Origin of the sequence: Rubrivivax soli (assembly GCF_049810355.1) — a bacterium.
Taxonomy (GTDB): domain Bacteria; phylum Pseudomonadota; class Gammaproteobacteria; order Burkholderiales; family Burkholderiaceae_C; genus Rubrivivax.
The window spans coordinates 281,206-296,407 of record NZ_CP187368.1 but is presented as its reverse complement, the minus strand read 5'-3'; the positions used below and the strand labels follow the sequence as shown (position 1 = coordinate 296,407).

The 15,202-nt window shown below is 69.7% G+C and carries 12 protein-coding genes and 1 pseudogene; 1 reads left to right on the top strand and 12 read right to left on the bottom strand.

Going from position 1 to position 15,202, the window contains the following annotated elements; genetic code table 11:
* The first annotated feature begins 129 nt into the window (after nucleotides 1-129).
* Nucleotides 130-1,080 carry a MerR family transcriptional regulator gene (locus ACPOLB_RS01360; RefSeq protein ID WP_425259503.1) on the top strand — a complete coding sequence of 317 codons (951 nt, stop codon included), beginning with the start codon at nucleotides 130-132 and terminating at the stop codon, nucleotides 1,078-1,080.
* On the opposite strand, the gene ACPOLB_RS01355 is transcribed toward ACPOLB_RS01360, so the two are convergent.
* The 12 genes and pseudogenes from ACPOLB_RS01355 to ACPOLB_RS01300 all read right to left on the bottom strand — a co-directional run bounded on the left by ACPOLB_RS01355 (nucleotide 1,067) and on the right by ACPOLB_RS01300 (nucleotide 15,181).
* Nucleotides 1,067-2,299: an esterase/lipase family protein gene (locus ACPOLB_RS01355; RefSeq protein ID WP_425259502.1), complete on the bottom strand. Its 1,233-nt coding sequence runs from the start codon at nucleotides 2,297-2,299 to the stop codon at nucleotides 1,067-1,069. The two genes, ACPOLB_RS01360 and ACPOLB_RS01355, sit on opposite strands and share 14 nt — an antisense overlap.
* A gap of 26 nt (nucleotides 2,300-2,325) precedes the next feature.
* Nucleotides 2,326-3,258: a DMT family transporter gene (locus ACPOLB_RS01350; RefSeq protein WP_425259501.1), complete on the bottom strand. Its 933-nt coding sequence runs from the start codon at nucleotides 3,256-3,258 to the stop codon at nucleotides 2,326-2,328.
* Entirely contained in the window at nucleotides 3,259-4,551 is a 1,293-nt protein-coding gene (glnT, locus tag ACPOLB_RS01345; protein WP_425261994.1) for a type III glutamate--ammonia ligase, read from the bottom strand.
* Nucleotides 4,552-4,557: 6 nt separating this feature from the next.
* Nucleotides 4,558-6,066 (bottom strand): annotated as a pseudogene (locus ACPOLB_RS01340) (aldehyde dehydrogenase); the annotation flags it as partial.
* A gap of 55 nt (nucleotides 6,067-6,121) precedes the next feature.
* Nucleotides 6,122-6,769 (bottom strand): hypothetical protein, encoded by a 648-nt coding sequence (locus ACPOLB_RS01335; RefSeq protein ID WP_425259500.1) that lies wholly within the window; start codon nucleotides 6,767-6,769, stop codon nucleotides 6,122-6,124.
* A 161-nt stretch (nucleotides 6,770-6,930) separates the two neighbouring features.
* Nucleotides 6,931-8,349 (bottom strand): DUF3138 family protein, encoded by a 1,419-nt coding sequence (locus ACPOLB_RS01330; protein ID WP_425259499.1) that lies wholly within the window; start codon nucleotides 8,347-8,349, stop codon nucleotides 6,931-6,933.
* 29 nt (nucleotides 8,350-8,378) lie between these two features.
* Nucleotides 8,379-9,218, bottom strand: coding sequence for an ABC transporter permease (locus ACPOLB_RS01325; protein ID WP_425259498.1), 840 nt, complete (start codon nucleotides 9,216-9,218; stop codon nucleotides 8,379-8,381).
* 10 nt (nucleotides 9,219-9,228) lie between these two features.
* Entirely contained in the window at nucleotides 9,229-10,149 is a 921-nt protein-coding gene (locus ACPOLB_RS01320) for an ABC transporter permease (protein WP_425259497.1), read from the bottom strand.
* 8 nt (nucleotides 10,150-10,157) lie between these two features.
* Nucleotides 10,158-11,270 carry an ABC transporter ATP-binding protein gene (locus tag ACPOLB_RS01315; protein ID WP_425259496.1) on the bottom strand — a complete coding sequence of 371 codons (1,113 nt, stop codon included), beginning with the start codon at nucleotides 11,268-11,270 and terminating at the stop codon, nucleotides 10,158-10,160.
* A gap of 5 nt (nucleotides 11,271-11,275) precedes the next feature.
* On the bottom strand, nucleotides 11,276-12,385 hold the full coding sequence (locus ACPOLB_RS01310; protein ID WP_425259495.1) for a polyamine ABC transporter substrate-binding protein: 1,110 nt from the start codon (nucleotides 12,383-12,385) through the stop codon (nucleotides 11,276-11,278).
* Nucleotides 12,386-12,429: 44 nt separating this feature from the next.
* Nucleotides 12,430-13,812 (bottom strand): aspartate aminotransferase family protein, encoded by a 1,383-nt coding sequence (locus ACPOLB_RS01305; protein WP_425259494.1) that lies wholly within the window; start codon nucleotides 13,810-13,812, stop codon nucleotides 12,430-12,432.
* A gap of 4 nt (nucleotides 13,813-13,816) precedes the next feature.
* Nucleotides 13,817-15,181 (bottom strand): glutamine synthetase family protein, encoded by a 1,365-nt coding sequence (locus ACPOLB_RS01300; RefSeq protein ID WP_425259493.1) that lies wholly within the window; start codon nucleotides 15,179-15,181, stop codon nucleotides 13,817-13,819.
* Nucleotides 15,182-15,202: the final 21 nt, after the last annotated feature.

Below are 15,202 nucleotides of genomic sequence, written 5' to 3'. Positions count from 1 at the left end.
TGAACTCCTCAGTCACGAAATGGATGATATGGTTTTGATCCGGAAGTTGCAGGTCTTTCTTGCTATAAACCAGTTCAAGAACCGCAATAACCGATTCATTCCAAGTTCACCGAAGCAGGACCCGCGACCATGATCGATCCGCAGCCCACCACCGTCCCCCGCCTGCGCAGCGGCACGGCCGCACGCCTGGCCGGCCTGCCCGTGACCACGCTGCGGGTCTGGGAGCGGCGCTACGGGGTCGTCGCCGCGCCCAAGACGGCGACCGGCCAGCGCCTGTACTCGACGCTGGACGTGCAGCGCCTGGGACTGATGCGGCAGCTCACCGAACGCGGTCACGCCATCGGCACGCTGGCCGCGCTGCCGCTGGAAGACCTGCGCGGCCTGGCGGCGGGGGTGCAGCACACGACCCTGGCCACGCGCGACGTGCTGCTGGTGGGCAGCAGCGTCGCGCCCCGACTGCGCAACTCGGCGGCCTGCACGCTGCGCAAGGTGTACGAGGATCTCGATGCCGCGGAAGCCGACCCCGCGGACCCGGCCGCGTCCGCCGACAGCGCGCCGGTGGACCTGCTGCTCGTGCACCTGCCGTCCCTGCAGCCCGCGCACCTGCAGCGGCTGCCGGCCCTGCGCGAGCGCTGGCAGGCTGCCACGCTGGTGGTGCTGTACGCCTTCGGTGCCGAGTCGCTGGCCGAGACCTTGCGCGCCCGCGGCGCCGAGGTGCTGCGGGAACCTGTCAGCGGCCGCGAACTGCTGCGCCGCATCTGCGCCACCGCGCCGCCCGCGCCGTTCGGCGGGCTGGCCGACATGCAGGCTGGCGCCCCCAGCGCCCGCCGCTTCAGCGACGACGCCCTGGCCACGCTGGCGGCGCAACCGTCACGCGTGGCCTGCGAATGCCCGCGGCACCTGGCCGAGATCGTGCTGCAGCTGGCCAGTTTCGAGCGCTACAGCGCCGACTGCGGCGCGCGCAGCCCGGAAGACGCCGCGCTGCACCGGGAACTGGGCGCGCTGACGGCGCATGCGCGGGCGCAGTTCGAGCAGGCGCTGGAGCGGGTGGCCGACCGCGAGGGTCTCAGCGCGACTTGAGCGCGGCAGGCTCGGGCGGCGCGGCCAGCCAGCGCTGCAGCGTGGTGGCGACCACCTCGCTGCTGAGCAGGTCGAGATGCCCGAGTGACGGCACCACGCAGTGCCGCTCGGCGGGAATGTCCAGGCTGCGTTGCAGGTCGCGGTGGCGGCCCAGCGCGCTGTCCAGCGGCACCAGGCCGTCACCGAGCAGGCGGGTCTTCAACGGTGCCTCGGGCGCGCCCAGCGTCGCGGCCACGGCCCAGCAGCGCAGGTGCGGCGGCAGCGGCGCCTCGTCGGCCGGCAGGCCGTGGCGCAGGTCGGTGATGCCGGCGCTGCGGATGCGGCCCAGGCGGGCCAGCGGCGCGGCATAGGGCGTCGCCCCCAGCAGCAGATCGACTCCGTGGCCGGCGCGTTCCAGCGGTGCGCCCAGGTGCGGCGTGCCCAGGAACACCAGGTCCTGCAGCCGTGCCGGCCAGCGCAGGCCCCGCGCGGCGGCCTGCTGCAGCGCGCTGCGCAGCACCAGGCCGCCCATGCTGTGGCCGATGGCCACGCAGCGCTGCAGCGGCACCGGCCAGCGGTCGAGCAGGTCCTCGAGCTGCAAGGCCAGGTCCCGGCCGTTGTCGGCGATGGCGCGGCCGCTGTTGTAGCGCAGCGCCACCGGCGTGAAGCCCAGCGTGCGCGCCAGCCAGGCGCCGTGGTCGTGTCCCTTGCGCAGCCACTGGCCGTCGTGCATGCACAGGCCGTGCACCTGCAGCAGCAGTGCCGGGCCGGCGTCCGCCAGCGCGCCAGGCGTGCTGACGTCCTGGCCGTGGACACGCAGTGTCATGGGCGTGGCCAGCGGGTTGCCGCTGGCTGCGAGGTGGTCGCCGAGCACGCCGTTCAGCGCCGCCAGCAGCGCGTCGCGCTCGGCGCTCGGTGCGCCCGGGCGCAGCAGTTGCGGCTCCACCAGGCGCAGCAGCGCGTCGACGCTGCCGCCCACCAGCTTCGTGACACCGTGGATGCTGCGGTAGACGAGGCCGGTGATGCCGGTGGTGCGCTCGCCGGCACGCACCGGCAGGCCGGGCGGGCTGGCGATGCGCGCATGCAGGGCCTCCACCAGGTCCACCAGGCCGGCCGTGGCGTCGGTGGCCAGGCGCGCGGCGCCGCGCAGGTGGGCGCCGTGCGGAGTGGCGGGGGCCGCAGCGGCGCCGGGCGCAGCGGCCGGTGTCGCGTCGGGCGGGGCAGGGGTGTCGGGGTGCATGCGGCGCAGTGTGACAGCGCCGCGGATCAGGCCGGCGGTGTCCGCGCGGGCCACGTGGCCAGCAGCAGCCCGGCCAGCGCCAGCGCGAACGCGGCAGCGTGGCCGGCGCCGAACGGTTCACCGAGGAAGAACACGCCCACCAGCGCGGCACTCACCGGCAGCAGCACGCTGAAGACGCCGGCCTGCGGCGCCGGCACGTGGCGCAGGCCCTGCATCCACAGCCACACCGTCACCATGCTGGCGGCCAGCGCGTAGAACACGAGCAGCCCCCACATCGGCGGCGCCACCGCGGCGAAGTCGAACTGCAGCGCCTGCCACAGCCCCAGCGGCGTCACCAGCACCAGGCCCCACAGGTTGATCAGCGCACTGATGCGCCGCGGCGAGACGTTGCCGGTGAGGCGCTTGCCGATCACCACGTAGCAGGCCTCGCACACCACCGCCACCAGAAGCAGCGCGTAGCCCCACCACGGCGCGCTGGCCGATGCGTCGCCCGCAGGGGCCTTGGCCAGCGCCAGCAGCGCGATGCCGAGCACCGCGCAGGCGATGGCGGCGAGCACGCGCGCCGTGATGCGCTCGCGCAGGAACAGCCACGACAGCAGGGCCACAGCGGCCGGGATCGCCGCCATCACCACGCCCGCCGCCAGCGCCGACGTGGCCTGCACGCCGAAGAGCATGCAGATCGAGAACAGGAAGTTGCCGAGGAAGCTCTCCCAGAACAGCAGCCCGCGGTCGTGCCGCGACAGCGCGGGCTCGGACGGCCCGCGCCGCACCCAGTGGACCATCGCGACGGCGGCGATGCCGAAGCGCAGCCAGGCCAGCAGGAACACCGGAAAGGCCACCACCAGCAGCTTCGACAGGCCCACGTACACGCCCACCAGCGCCATGCTGGCCATCAGGCTGGCATAGGCGAGCAGCGGGACCGCAGGCGGCCCGCTCGCAGCAGACGATGGCGCCGTCATTCAGAACTGCGCCGCATAGCGCTGCAGCTCCCAGTCGCTGACATGGCGCGCGTAGGCGGTCCACTCGGCCCGCTTCAGGCGCACGAATTCCGAGGCCAGCGCGGGGCCCAGCGCGCCGCAGACGACGCCGTCGGCTTCCAGCGCCGTGACGGCCTCGTCCAGCGACTGCGGCAGCACGCCGATGCCGCGCGCGCGGATCTGCGCCAGGCTCAGCGCAAAGAGATCGTCGGTGCAGGCCAGGCCCGGGTCGAGCCCGCGTTCGATGCCGTCGATGCCCGCCGCCACCAGGCCGGCGGTGGCCAGGTACGGGTTGGCGCTGGCATCGGGCAGCCGCCACTCGAAGCGGCCGGGCAGCGTGCGCACGAGCGCGGTGCGGTTGTTCGGGCCGTGCGCCACGTAGGCCGGCGCCCAGGTGGTGCCCGACAGCGACTCGCCCACCGTCAGCCGCTTGTAGGAATTGACCGTGGGCGCGGCCAGCGCGGCCAGCGCAGGGGCATGGGCCAGCACGCCGGCGATGAAGGCGCGTGCCACGCCGTCTGCCGGCGCTGCGCCGCGCCACAGCGAGGCGTGGACGTGCATGCCGCTGCCGGGCTGGTTGGCGAAGGGCTTGGGCATCATCGAGAACACCAGCCCGTGCTGCTCGGCGACGGCCTGTGCCGCCACCTTGAACAGCATCAGGCGGTCGGCGCTGGCCAGCGCGTCGCCGTAGGCATAGTTCAGCTCGTACTGCCCGTGCGCGTCTTCGTGGTCGATCTGCAGCACGTCCAGGCCGCAGGCCAGCAGGTGGCTGGTCAGCGTCTGCAGCAGGCCCTGCTGGCGCAACAGCGACTGCAGGTCGTAGCTGGGCTTGTCGAGCCGGTCGTGCGCGTCGGCGGGCACGAAGCCCGCGCCCTCGCGCCGCAGCAGGAAGAACTCGGGCTCGATGCCGGTGCGCAGTTGCAGGCCCAGCTTCGCCAGCCGCGCCAGCGCGCGGCGCAGCACCTGGCGCGGGCAGGCGTCGAAGGGCTGGCCGTCGACGAAGCCGTCGCCGACGATGCGTGCCACGCCCGGCAGCCAGGGCAGCGGCTGCGCCGTGCTGGCGTCGCCGCGCGCGTGGTATTCGGAGCGCGGCCCGCTGCGCGGCAAGCCCGTGCCCCAGATCGACGGTCCGGCGAAGCCCGCGCCGTCGTTCAGCACGCTGTCCAGGTGCGTCAGCGGCACCAGCTTGCCCTTGGCCACGCCGTGCACGTCGGTGAACTGCACGAGCAGGCTGTGCACGCCCGCGGCGCGCAGGCTCTCCTGCAGCGCCGTCATGCCGGGGTCGATCCGCAGCCAGGTGGTCTTCAGCTCGGTGTACTTGTCGAAGGCGTGCAGGCTCTTGTCGCGACCGTTGCCGCTTTGCTTGTAGCCGCCGAAGGGCACCGTGATGTCGTCCTCGTCGTACTGGTTCACGTGCACGGTGCCGGCGCGCAGCGCACGGGCCACGCGGTGGGCGCGGTTGATGTTGTCGGACCACACGCTGGCCTGCAGGCCGTAGGCGCTGTTGTTGGCCAGCTGCACGGCCTCGGCCTCGTCGCGGAAGCGGATGACGCTGAGCACCGGGCCGAAGATCTCGTCGCGCGCGATCGACATGCCATTGGCCACTCCGTCGAACACCGTCGGCTCGACGTAGTAGCCGCCGGTGTCGGTGCGCACGCGGCGGCCGCCGGCCACGCAGCGCGCGCCTTCACCCTGACCGGCCTCGATGAAGCCGAGCACGGTGCGCAGCTGCGTCTCGTCGACCAGCGCGCCCATCACGGTGCCGGCGGCCAGCGGGTCGGCCGGCTGGTACTGCGGCACCTGGGCCACCACGCGCGCGACGAAGTCGTCCGCGATGCCTTCGTGCACCAGCACGCGCGACGGTGCGTTGCAGCTCTCGCCCTGGTTGAAGAACATGCTGCCGGCCACCGTCTCGGCGGCGCGCTGCAGGTCGGCGAAGTCGGGGAACACGAGCACCGCCGACTTGCCGCCGAGCTCGTTGTACACGCGCTTGAGGTTGCTGCGGCCGGCGCAGTCGAGCATGCGCCGGCCCACGCGCGTGCTGCCGGTGAAGCCGATCGCATCGACGTCCATGTGCATCGCCAGCGCCTCGCCGGCCTCGGGCCCGAAGCCCGGCACCACGTTGAACACGCCCGGCGGCACGCCGGCCTCCACCGCCAGCTCGGCCAGGCGCAGGGCCGTCAGCGGGCTCTTCTCGCTGGGCTTGAGCACCACCGAGTTGCCGCTGGCGAGCGCCGGCCCGAGCTTCCAGGCGGCCATGATCATCGGGTAGTTCCAGGGCACGATGACGCCGACCACGCCCATCGGCTCGCGCGTGATCAGTGCCAGCGCGGTGTCGGCGGTGGGCGCGATCTCGTCGTAGACCTTGTCCACGGCTTCGGCGTACCAGGCGATGCAGCGCGCGGTGCTGGGCACGTCGACGCTGAGCGAGAAGCGGATCGGCTTGCCCATGTCCAGCGTCTCGAGCAGCGCGAGTTCGTCGCGTGCGGCCAGGATCTTGTCGGCGAAGCGCTGCAGGATCTTCTTGCGCACCGCCGGCGCCATGCCGGCCCAGCGGCGGTCGGCGAAGGCGGCGCGCGCGCTCTTCACCGCGGCGTCGATGTCGGCGGCACGGCCGCGCGCGATGCCGCCGAGCAGGCGGCCGTCGATGGGCGAGCGCTTGTCGAAGCGCTCGCCGCTGGCGCTGTCGTGCCGCGTGCCGTCGATGACGGCGCGGCCATCGATGACCAGCGCGGCGGCGCGGGCGTGCCAGTCGGGGGCTACGGCAGAAGAGGAGATCGGGGCAGTCATCGCGCAGGGCCTTTCGCGGCAGTGCCGCCAAGCCCGGGGCGTGCTGCCCCGGGGCTCAGAAACTGTAGCCGATGGCGAAGCTGATCTGCGGCAGTGCGCGCAGCTTGCCGACGCCTTCGCGCAGCTCGGCGAGCTCCTTGTCCAGGTCTTCCTGCGACACGTTGCCGGCATTGGGGCCCGACAGTGCCGCCGTCAGCTTGGCGCGGCCGATGCTGGCGCCCAGGTCGGCCGAGAAGCGCAGGCCGCTGCCCATCTGGTGGCCCCAGCCCAGGCCGATGTAGGGCGTGCTGTCGGGGAACTTCACCTGCACGTCCAGGCGGTCGTCGGCGGTGGTGGTGTAGGTGGTGTCGCCGATGGTCAGCGTGCCGCCGGCGCCGGTGGCGCGCAGGTCGAGCTGGTACTTGTTGAACGTGACGCCGGTGGTGAGGCGGAAGCCACCCTGCAGCGGGTACCAGTCGGCCAGCAGGGCCGCGCGCTGTGCACGCAGCTTGCCGTTGTAGTCGATGCCTTCCTCGGTGGTGTTCTCGTCGCGCTTGCCCAGCGTCACGAAGTCGCCGCGCAGCGTGAAGCTGGTGTTCAGCGGCACGGCGACGCCCAGGCCGACGCCGGGCAGGCCGATCTGGCCGTAGAGCTCGGTGGCGTGGGCGGCGGGCAGGGCGGTCAGGGCCAGAGAGAGGGGGGCCAGGAGGCGCGGCAGATGCATGGTGAGTCTCTTGGAGTTGGGAACGAACTCCGGATGATGTGGCGCTGCGCCGCACCCCATGCCCCGAAAAGCGGCGCGGCCAGCGTGCTGTTCGCACGCTGGCCGCGCCGGGGGCGTTGCCTGCTGCCGGGACTGCCGCTGCGGCAGCCGCGGCAGGGGCGTCAGAAGCTCACGACCATCGAGGCGCCGAAGAGATGGTTGCTCTTCTTGTAGCCGTTGAGGTTGGCACCCTTGTAGTGTCCGAACACGGGCTGGTCCGAGCCGTCGTAGCGGTACTCGATCTTGAAGATGGAGTTCTCGTCGAACAGGTAGTTCATGCCCAGGCTGAGCGCGTAGCGGTTGGCGCCGGTCGACTCGCCCTTGGCGAAGCTGCCGTCCTCCAGCACGCCGCGGCCGATGCCGTTGGCGTCGTCGTCGAAGCTGTAGCCCAGCAGGCCGCCGCCGTTCTTCTTGTTGTCGATGTAGTCGGCGCGCAGCACGGCTTCCAGGCGCGGCGTGACCTTGTAGGCGGTGGTCATCGACAGACCCCACCACTGGGCGTCGCGCAGCTGGCCGTCGCTGTTGAAGATGGCTGCCTGCTTCTGCTGGCCGTAGCTGACCTGGCCGAACAGCGACCAGTCGCCGCGGATGTAGTAGGCGTCGAACTCCAGCAGGTTCAGCATGGTGTTCTTGCCGGCGCTGTCGAAGCCCGTCTCGGTGCTCGGGTCCAGCGGGTCGGTCAGGTAGGTGCCGTCGGCGGCGTAGTTGTAGCCCTTGCCGTGCAGGCCGGTGAAGCCGAAGCCGTCGAACTCGCCCTTGGAGTAGTCGACGCGGTAGACGAACACCGGCGACTTGTTGCCCGGGGTCTCGCGCGCGGTGTTGAAGTTGGCCAGGCCCACGCGGGCCCACCACTTGCCGCTGGTCAGGTCGAGCATGGCGCCGGTGTAGGCCGTGGGCGCCATGAAGTCGAACAGCAGGTTGTGCGTGATCAGCTTGTTCGCCGCCGGCAGCGTGTATTCGTAGCCGGTCCAGTCCGGGATCTGGCCCAGCCACAGTCGCGTCTGCAGGTCGGTCAGCGGGATCGACACCGACGCCTCGTGGATGATCGAGCCGCCGTTGACCAGTGCGCCGGTGCCGCGCTCGGGCGCCAGCGTCAGCTTCCAGCGGCTGCCGCCTTCGGTCTCCTTCTCGAAGTCGATCACGGCCATGCCGAAGTACGAGTTGTCGTACGTGTAGCGCGCGTCGCCGTTGTTCAGGAACACGAACGAGGCGTTGTCCTGCGCCTTGTTGTAGATGTAGGTCGGGTCCATCTGGCCGCTGATCTTCAGGCCCTTGAACCCCTGGTCGGTGAAGTTGTCCTGCAGCGCCTCGGTCTTCACCGAGATGCGGTTGAGCTCGCGCGCCTGCTCGGGGGTCATGCCCCATTGGCCCGCGGCAGGCGCCGCCGGCGCCGCCGTGGAGCCGCCCAGCTTCTTCTCCAGTTCGGTGACCTTGTCGCGCAGCGCGCGCAGTTCCTTCAGCAGCTCTTCGTTGCTCTGCGCCGCAGCCGGGAAGGCCGCCGCCAGGGCCAGGGCGAGCAGGGTGGGGCTGATGGTCTTCATCGGGGTTCTCTCCTCTGTGAATCTGCGGTTCAGGCCCGCGCCGCGGCGGCCAGGTCCAGCGTGCGCTGGCGTTCGGCGCGCGCAATCATGTAGCTGGCGATCAGCACGCCGATGGCGACGACGACGACGGTGATCGTGGCGATGGCGTTGACGCTGGGATTCAGGCCCAGCTTGGCGCGCGAGAAGATCACCAGCGGCATCGTCGTCGAGCCGGGGCCCGACAGGAAGTTGGACAGCACGACGTCGTCGAGCGAGATCGTGAAGGTCAGCAGCCAGGCCGAGGCCAGCGACTGCGCGATCATCGGCAGCGTCACCAGCCAGAACACCTGTGCCGGGCGCGCGCCCAGGTCCATCGCGGCTTCTTCCAGCTGCGGGTTCAGCTCCTGCAGCCGCGCCTGCACCACCACGGTGGCGTAGGCCATGCCCAGCAGCAGGTGACCGAGCCAGATCGTCATCATGCCGCGCTCGGGGAAGCCCAGGGCGCGCTGCACGCTCACCAGCATCAGCAGCAGCGACAGGCCCACCACGACCTCGGGCATCACCAGCGGCGCGGTGACCATGCCCGAGAACACCGTGCGGCCGCGGAAGCGCTTGTACTTCACCAGCACGAAGGCTGCGAGCGTGCCCATCACCACCGAGCCGCAGGCGGTGAGGAAGGCGATCTTCAGGCTCAGCCACAGGCCGGCGACGATCTCGCCGTCGCTCAGCAGCGCCTGGTACCACTTCAGCGTGAACCCGCGCCAGCTGTTGGGCAGCGGCGAGTCGTTGAACGAATACACCACCAGCGCCACGATGGGCAGGAACAGGAAGGCGTAGCCCGCGCCCAGCCAGGCGCGGCCGAACCACTGGTTGAACTTCGAGGCCTTCATGCGGGGCGCCTCATCGCCGCTGCTCCTGCGCCTCGGCCTGGTACTTGTTGAAGATGGCCAGCGGCACGATGATCAGCAGGATCATCACCACCGCCACGGTCGAGGCCATCGGCCAGTCGTTGTTCGAGAAGAACTCGTCCCAGATCACGCGGCCGATCATCAGCGTCTCGGGCCCGCCCAGCAGTTCGGGGATGACGTACTCGCCGACGCACGGGATGAACACCAGCATCGCGCCGGCGATGATGCCGGCCTTCGACAGCGGCACCGTGATCTTCCAGAACGCCACCCAGGGCGAGGCGCCGAGGTCGGCCGCCGCTTCCAGCAGGCGCAGGTCCATCTTCGCCAGGTTGGCGTACAGCGGCAGGATCATGAAGGGCAGGTAGGTGTAGGTCATGCCCAGCACCAGCGAGAACGGCGTGTTCATCAGCTTGCCCGGGGCCGAGATCAGCCCCAGCGACAGCAGCGCCTGGTCGAGCCCGGTGCCGATGACGAGATCGGCCACGGCGCCGTTCTCGCTGAGCAGGCCCTTCCAGGCGTACACGCGCAGCAGGAACGAGGTCCAGAACGGCAGCATCACCAGCATCAGCAGCGCCGGCTGCACGCTGCTCTTCGCGCGCGCCATGAAGTAGGCGAACGGATAGCCGATCAGCAGGCACAGCACCGTGGTCGCGGCTGCGTACTTGACGCTGCTGAGGTAGGTCTGGAAATACAGGTTGTCCTCGGCCAGGAACAGGTAGTTCGACAGCTTCAGCTGCAGCGCGAGCACGCCGTCCTGGTAGCTCAGCACGTCCTTGAACGTGACGGCCTCCATCTCCGAGACACTGATCTTGCCGACGATCAGGAACGGAAAGAGGAAGAAGACCAGCAGGAACAGGAAGGGCGCGGCGATCACCAGCCGCCGGCCAGTGAACCAGTGCTTCAGGCGGAGCACGGCGGCGCTCACTGTGTCAGCACGACGTGGGCCGAGCGCGACCAGTGCGCCCAGACCTCGTCGCCCCAGGTGAGCTCGTCGTCGCGGTGGCGCTGCGTGTTGGCCACGCTGACCTTGAGCAGCGCGCCGCTGGCCAGCACGACATGGAAGACCGTGAAGCTGCCGAAGTAGGCGATCTCCTTGATCTTGCCGCGCGCGGTGTTGAACTCGCTCAGCTCGCCCTGCGGCGCGTGGCGCGCGAGGTGGATCTTCTCGGGGCGCAGCGCCACCGTGACCGGCATGCCCTCGGTGCCGGTGATGCCGTGGCCCACGTAGTGACGGCAGTCGGCGCTGGTGATGACGACGTGGTCGGGCTCGTCCACCGTCAGCGTGCCGTCCATCAGGTTGACGTTGCCGATGAAGTCGGCCACGAAGCGCGTCGCCGGCGTCTCGTAGATCTCGCTCGGCGGGCCGACCTGCAGGAAGCGGCCCTCGCTCATGATGGCGATGCGGCTGGCCATGGTCATGGCCTCTTCCTGGTCGTGCGTGACCATCACGCAGGTCACGCCGACCTGCTCGATGATGTTCACGAGCTCGATCTGCGTCTGCTCGCGCAGCTTCTTGTCGAGCGCGCCCAGCGGCTCGTCGAGCAGCAGCAGCTGCGGCTGCTTGGCCAGGCTGCGCGCCAGCGCGACGCGCTGCTGCTGGCCGCCGGAGAGCTGGTGCGGCTTGCGCTGCGCGAACTTGCCCAGCTGCACCAGCTTCAGCATGGCTTCGACCCGCTCGGCCACCTGCGCCTTCGGCAGGCCTTCGCGCTTGAGCCCGAACGCGATGTTCTCCCACACGCTGAGGTGCGGGAAGAGCGCGTAGCTCTGGAACATCATGTTCATCGGCCGCTCGTAGGCCGGCAGGCTGGCGAGGTCGACCCCGCCGAGCACGATGCGCCCGGAGGTCGGCGTCTCGAAGCCCGCCAGCATGCGCAGCAGCGTGCTCTTGCCGCAGCCCGACGGGCCCAGCAACGCGAAGATCTCGCCCTTGGCGATGTCGACGTTGGCGTTGTTGACGGCCTTGTAGCCGTTGAAGTCCTTGACGACGCCCTGGATCTGCAGGAAGGCCTTGTCGCCGGCAGCAGCCACCACCATGACGATCAGAGGCCCGTCTTGAACGAGGTGAACGTGCGCGTCATCAGGCGGCGCATGTCGTTGTTCAGCGCGTCCGGCGCGACCATCCGGGCCATGTCGGCGGCGTTCAGGAACACCGTCGGATTGCTCGCCACCTCGGGCTTGACGAACTTCTTCGACTCGGCGTTCGGGTTGGCGTAGAAGACCTTGTTGGTCAGCGACGCATGCACCTCGGGACGCAGGATGTAATTGATGAACTTCTGCGCATTGCCCGGGCGCGGGGCGTCGGCGGGGATCACCATCACGTCGAAGAACAGGATGCCGCCGTTCTTCGGGATCAGCGCCTGGATGTTCTGGCCGGTCTTGCCGTCGATGGCGCGCTGGCGGGCGATGTTGATGTCGCCCGACCAGCCGAGGGCGACGCAGATCGAGCCGTTGGCCATGTCGTTGATGTAGCCCGACGAGCTGAACAGCGTCACGTGCGGACGCACGGACTTGAGCACGCGCGCGGCGGCGGCGTAGTCGCCGGTGGCCTTGCTGAAGGGCGGCTTGCCCAGGTAGTGCAGCGCGGCCGGCACCACCTCGGTGGCGCTGTCGAGCATGCTGACGCCGCAGCTCTTGAGCTTGCTGACGTACTCGGGCTTGAAGATCAGGTCCCAGGCGTTGTCGGGCATCGGCATGCTGCCCAGCGCGGCCTTCACCTTGTCGACGTTGATGCCCACGGTGGTGAAGCCCCAGAGCCAGTTCACCATGTGCTCGTTGCCCGGGTCGATCGTGGCCAGCTGCGCCTGCAGCGCCGGGTCGAGATTCTTCAGGTTCGGGATCTGGCCCTTGTCGAGCTTGCGCAGCAGGCCGCCGTCGAGCTGCAGCTTGGCCCAGTTCGACGACGGCACGACGATGTCGTAGCCCGTCTTGCCCGCCACCAGCTTGGCGTGCACGATCTCGTTGTTGTCGAAGTTGTCGTAGCGGACCTTGATGCCGGTTTCCTTCTCGAAATTCCGGATCGTGTCTTCGGCGATGTAGTCGGACCAGTTGTAGATGTTGAGGACCTTCTCCTCCTCCTGGGCGAACACCGATGTTCCGGCCAGCAGGCCCACGACAGCCGCGGCCGACGCGACGACAGACTTCAAGCTCATGAGGGAACCTCCAGGGGGGGACGAATGTTTGTTGGGGGGCGAGTCTAAGACAGCCAGCCGCCGGCCCGGGCGTCGGCCAGCGTCAGGTCCAGGCAGCGGCGGATCAGCGCCATCATCTCGTCGATCTGCGTGCGCGTGATCACCAGCGGCGGCGCGATGATCATGCGGTCGCCGACGGCGCGCATGATCAGGCCCTCGCGGAAGCAGTGGCCGCGGCAGACCATGCCGATCTCGCGCGACTCCGGGAAGGGCGTGTTCTTCGCCTTGTCCTGGATCAGCAGGATCGCGCCCATCAGGCCGCAGGTCTCGGCGTCGCCCACCAGGGGGTGGTCGCGCAGCGCGGCGAACTGCGCCGCCAGGTACGGGCCGACGTCGTCGTGCACGTGCTCGACCAGGCGCTGCTCGCGGATGAGACGGATGTTCGCCAGCGCCACTGCGCAGGCCACCGGGTGGCCGCTGTAGGTGTAGCCATGGTTGAACTCGCCGCCTTGTTCGACCAGCACCTTGGCGATGCGGTCCCCGACCATCACGCCGCCCAGCGGCACGTAGCCGCTGGTCACGCCCTTGGCGAAGGTCATCAGGTCCGGCCGGAAGCCCAGGGTCTCGCAGCCGAACCAGCGGCCGGTGCGGCCGAAGCCGCAGATGACCTCGTCGCTGACCAGCAGCACGCCGTACTTGTCGCAGATGCGCTGGATCTCGGGCCAGTAGGTCGCCGGCGGGATGATGACGCCGCCCGCGCCCTGCACGGGCTCGCCGATGAAGGCCGCCACCCGCTCGGGGCCGACGGCGAGGATCTTGTCTTCGAGCCAGCGTGCGGCGACGAGCCCGAACTCGTCGCGGCTCATGCCCTTGCCGTGTTCGAACCAGTACGGCTGCTCGATGTGCGTGATGTCGGGAATCGGCAGCCCGCCCTGCGCGTGCATGCCGCTCATGCCGCCCAGCGAGGCGCCGGCCATCGTGCTGCCGTGGTACGCGTTGTGGCGGCTGATCAGCACCTTGCGCTGCGGCTGGCCGAGCAGGTCCCAGTAGCGCCGCACCATGCGCACCACGGTGTCGTTGCCTTCCGAGCCCGAGCCACTGAAGAACACGTGCTGGAACTGCGGCGGCGTCACCTCGGCCAGGAGCTCGGCCAGTTCGATGGCCGGCGGCGTGGCGGTCTGGAAGAAGGCGTTGTAGAAGGGCAGCTGCTGCATCTGCCGCGTGGCCGCGTCCACCAGCGCCTGCTGGCCATAGCCGACGTTCACGCACCACAGGCCGCTCATCGCGTCGAGGATCTTGTGGCCGTCGCTGTCCCAGAGGTAGATGTTGTCGGCGCGCTCGATGATGCGCGCGCCCTTCTTCGCCAGGCCCTGGAAGTCGGTGAAGGGGTGCAGGAAGTGGGCCGCGTCGGCGGCCTGCCAGTCCTGGGTGGTGCGTTGCATCGTCATCTCCTCAGACATGGAGCAAGAGGTGTTCCCGCTCCCAGGGCGAGATGACCTTCATGAACTCGGCGTACTCGATCTCCTTCACCTCGCTGTAGACGGTGACGAAGGACGCCCCCAGCACTTCCGCGAGGTCGGTCTCGGCGCGCAGCAGGCTCAGCGCCTCGCCCAGGCTGCGCGGCAGCTGGAAGTCGCCCAGGTAGGCGTCGCCCTTGCACTCGGGGCTGGGCTCGATGCGGTTCTTGATGCCCAGGTAGCCGCAGGCCAGCGTGGCCGCCAGCGCCACGTAGGGGTTGGCGTCGGCGCCGATGACGCGGTTCTCGACCCGGCGCGCCGACGGCGTGGCGACCGGGCTGCGGATGCCGACGGTGCGGTTGTCGGTGCCCCACTGGATGTTGATGGGCGCGGCATTGCTGCGCACCAGGCGGCGGTAGCTGTTGACGTAGGGCGCGAACAGCGCCATCGCCGCCGGGATGTACTTCTGCAGCCCGCCGATGTACCAGAAGAACTCCTGCGACGGCGTGCCGTCGGGGTTGCTGAAGATGTTGTGGCCGCTCTTCTTGTCGACGACGCTGGTGTGCACGTGCATGGCGCTGCCGGGTTCGCCGGCAATGGGCTTGGCCATGAAGGTGGCAAACATGTCGTGGCGCATCGCGGCCTCTCGCAGCGTGCGCTTGAAGAAGAACACCTCGTCGGCCAGGTTCAGCGGGTGGGCGTGGAAGAAGTTGATCTCCATCTGCCCGGCACCGACCTCGTGGATCAGCGTGTCGACGTTCAGCTCCATCTTCTCGCAGTAGGCGTAGACGTCCTCGAACAGCGGGTCGAACTCGTTCACCGCGTCGATGCTGTAGGCCTGGCGCGAGGTCTCGGCGCGACCGCTGCGCCCGATGGGCGCCTTCAGCGGCACGTCGGGGTCGGCGTTGCGCGCCACCAGGTAGAACTCGAGTTCGGGGGCGACCACCGGGTCCCAGCCTTCGGCCGCGTACAGCTCGCAGACGCGGCGCAGCACCGAGCGGGGCGCGAAGGGCACGATGGCGCCATGCTTGTCGAAGCAGTCGTGGATGACCTGCGCCGTCGGGTCCGTGGCCCACGGCACGATGCGCACCGTGCTCGGGTCCGGGCGCAGGTGCATGTCCTGGTCGGTCGGGCTGATGACGTCGTAGTACGGGCCCTCGTCGGGGAATTCGCCGGTCACGCCCATCGCCACCACGGCCTCGGGCAGCCGCATGCCGCGGTCTTCGGTGAATTTCTGGCGCGGCAGGATCTTGCCGCGCGCCACGCCGGTGAGGTCGGGCACGAGGCACTCGATCTCCGTGACGCGGTTCTTGTCGAGCCACTGTTCCAGCTCGCCGAATGTGAATGGTTCTCGGACCATCATGGTGCACCTGTCGTTGTC

Excerpts from the sequence above, each read along its gene's own strand:
- ACPOLB_RS01330 (WP_425259499.1), bottom strand. The coding sequence starts at position 8,349 with ATGAAGACCATCAGCCCCACCCTGCTCGCCCTGGCCCTGGCGGCGGCC.
- ACPOLB_RS01360 (WP_425259503.1), top strand. The coding sequence starts at position 130 with ATGATCGATCCGCAGCCCACCACCGTCCCCCGCCTGCGCAGCGGCACG.
- ACPOLB_RS01335 (WP_425259500.1), bottom strand. The coding sequence starts at position 6,769 with ATGCATCTGCCGCGCCTCCTGGCCCCCCTCTCTCTGGCCCTGACCGCC.
- ACPOLB_RS01325 (WP_425259498.1), bottom strand. The coding sequence starts at position 9,218 with ATGAAGGCCTCGAAGTTCAACCAGTGGTTCGGCCGCGCCTGGCTGGGC.
- glnT (WP_425261994.1), bottom strand. The coding sequence starts at position 4,551 with ATGACGGCGCTGCAGGAGAGCCTGCGCGCCGCGGGCGTGCACAGCCTG.
- ACPOLB_RS01315 (WP_425259496.1), bottom strand. The coding sequence starts at position 11,270 with ATGGTGGTGGCTGCTGCCGGCGACAAGGCCTTCCTGCAGATCCAGGGC.
- ACPOLB_RS01355 (WP_425259502.1), bottom strand. The coding sequence starts at position 2,299 with ATGCACCCCGACACCCCTGCCCCGCCCGACGCGACACCGGCCGCTGCG.
- ACPOLB_RS01300 (WP_425259493.1), bottom strand. The coding sequence starts at position 15,181 with ATGGTCCGAGAACCATTCACATTCGGCGAGCTGGAACAGTGGCTCGAC.
- ACPOLB_RS01305 (WP_425259494.1), bottom strand. The coding sequence starts at position 13,812 with ATGACGATGCAACGCACCACCCAGGACTGGCAGGCCGCCGACGCGGCC.
- ACPOLB_RS01350 (WP_425259501.1), bottom strand. The coding sequence starts at position 3,258 with ATGACGGCGCCATCGTCTGCTGCGAGCGGGCCGCCTGCGGTCCCGCTG.
- ACPOLB_RS01310 (WP_425259495.1), bottom strand. The coding sequence starts at position 12,385 with ATGAGCTTGAAGTCTGTCGTCGCGTCGGCCGCGGCTGTCGTGGGCCTG.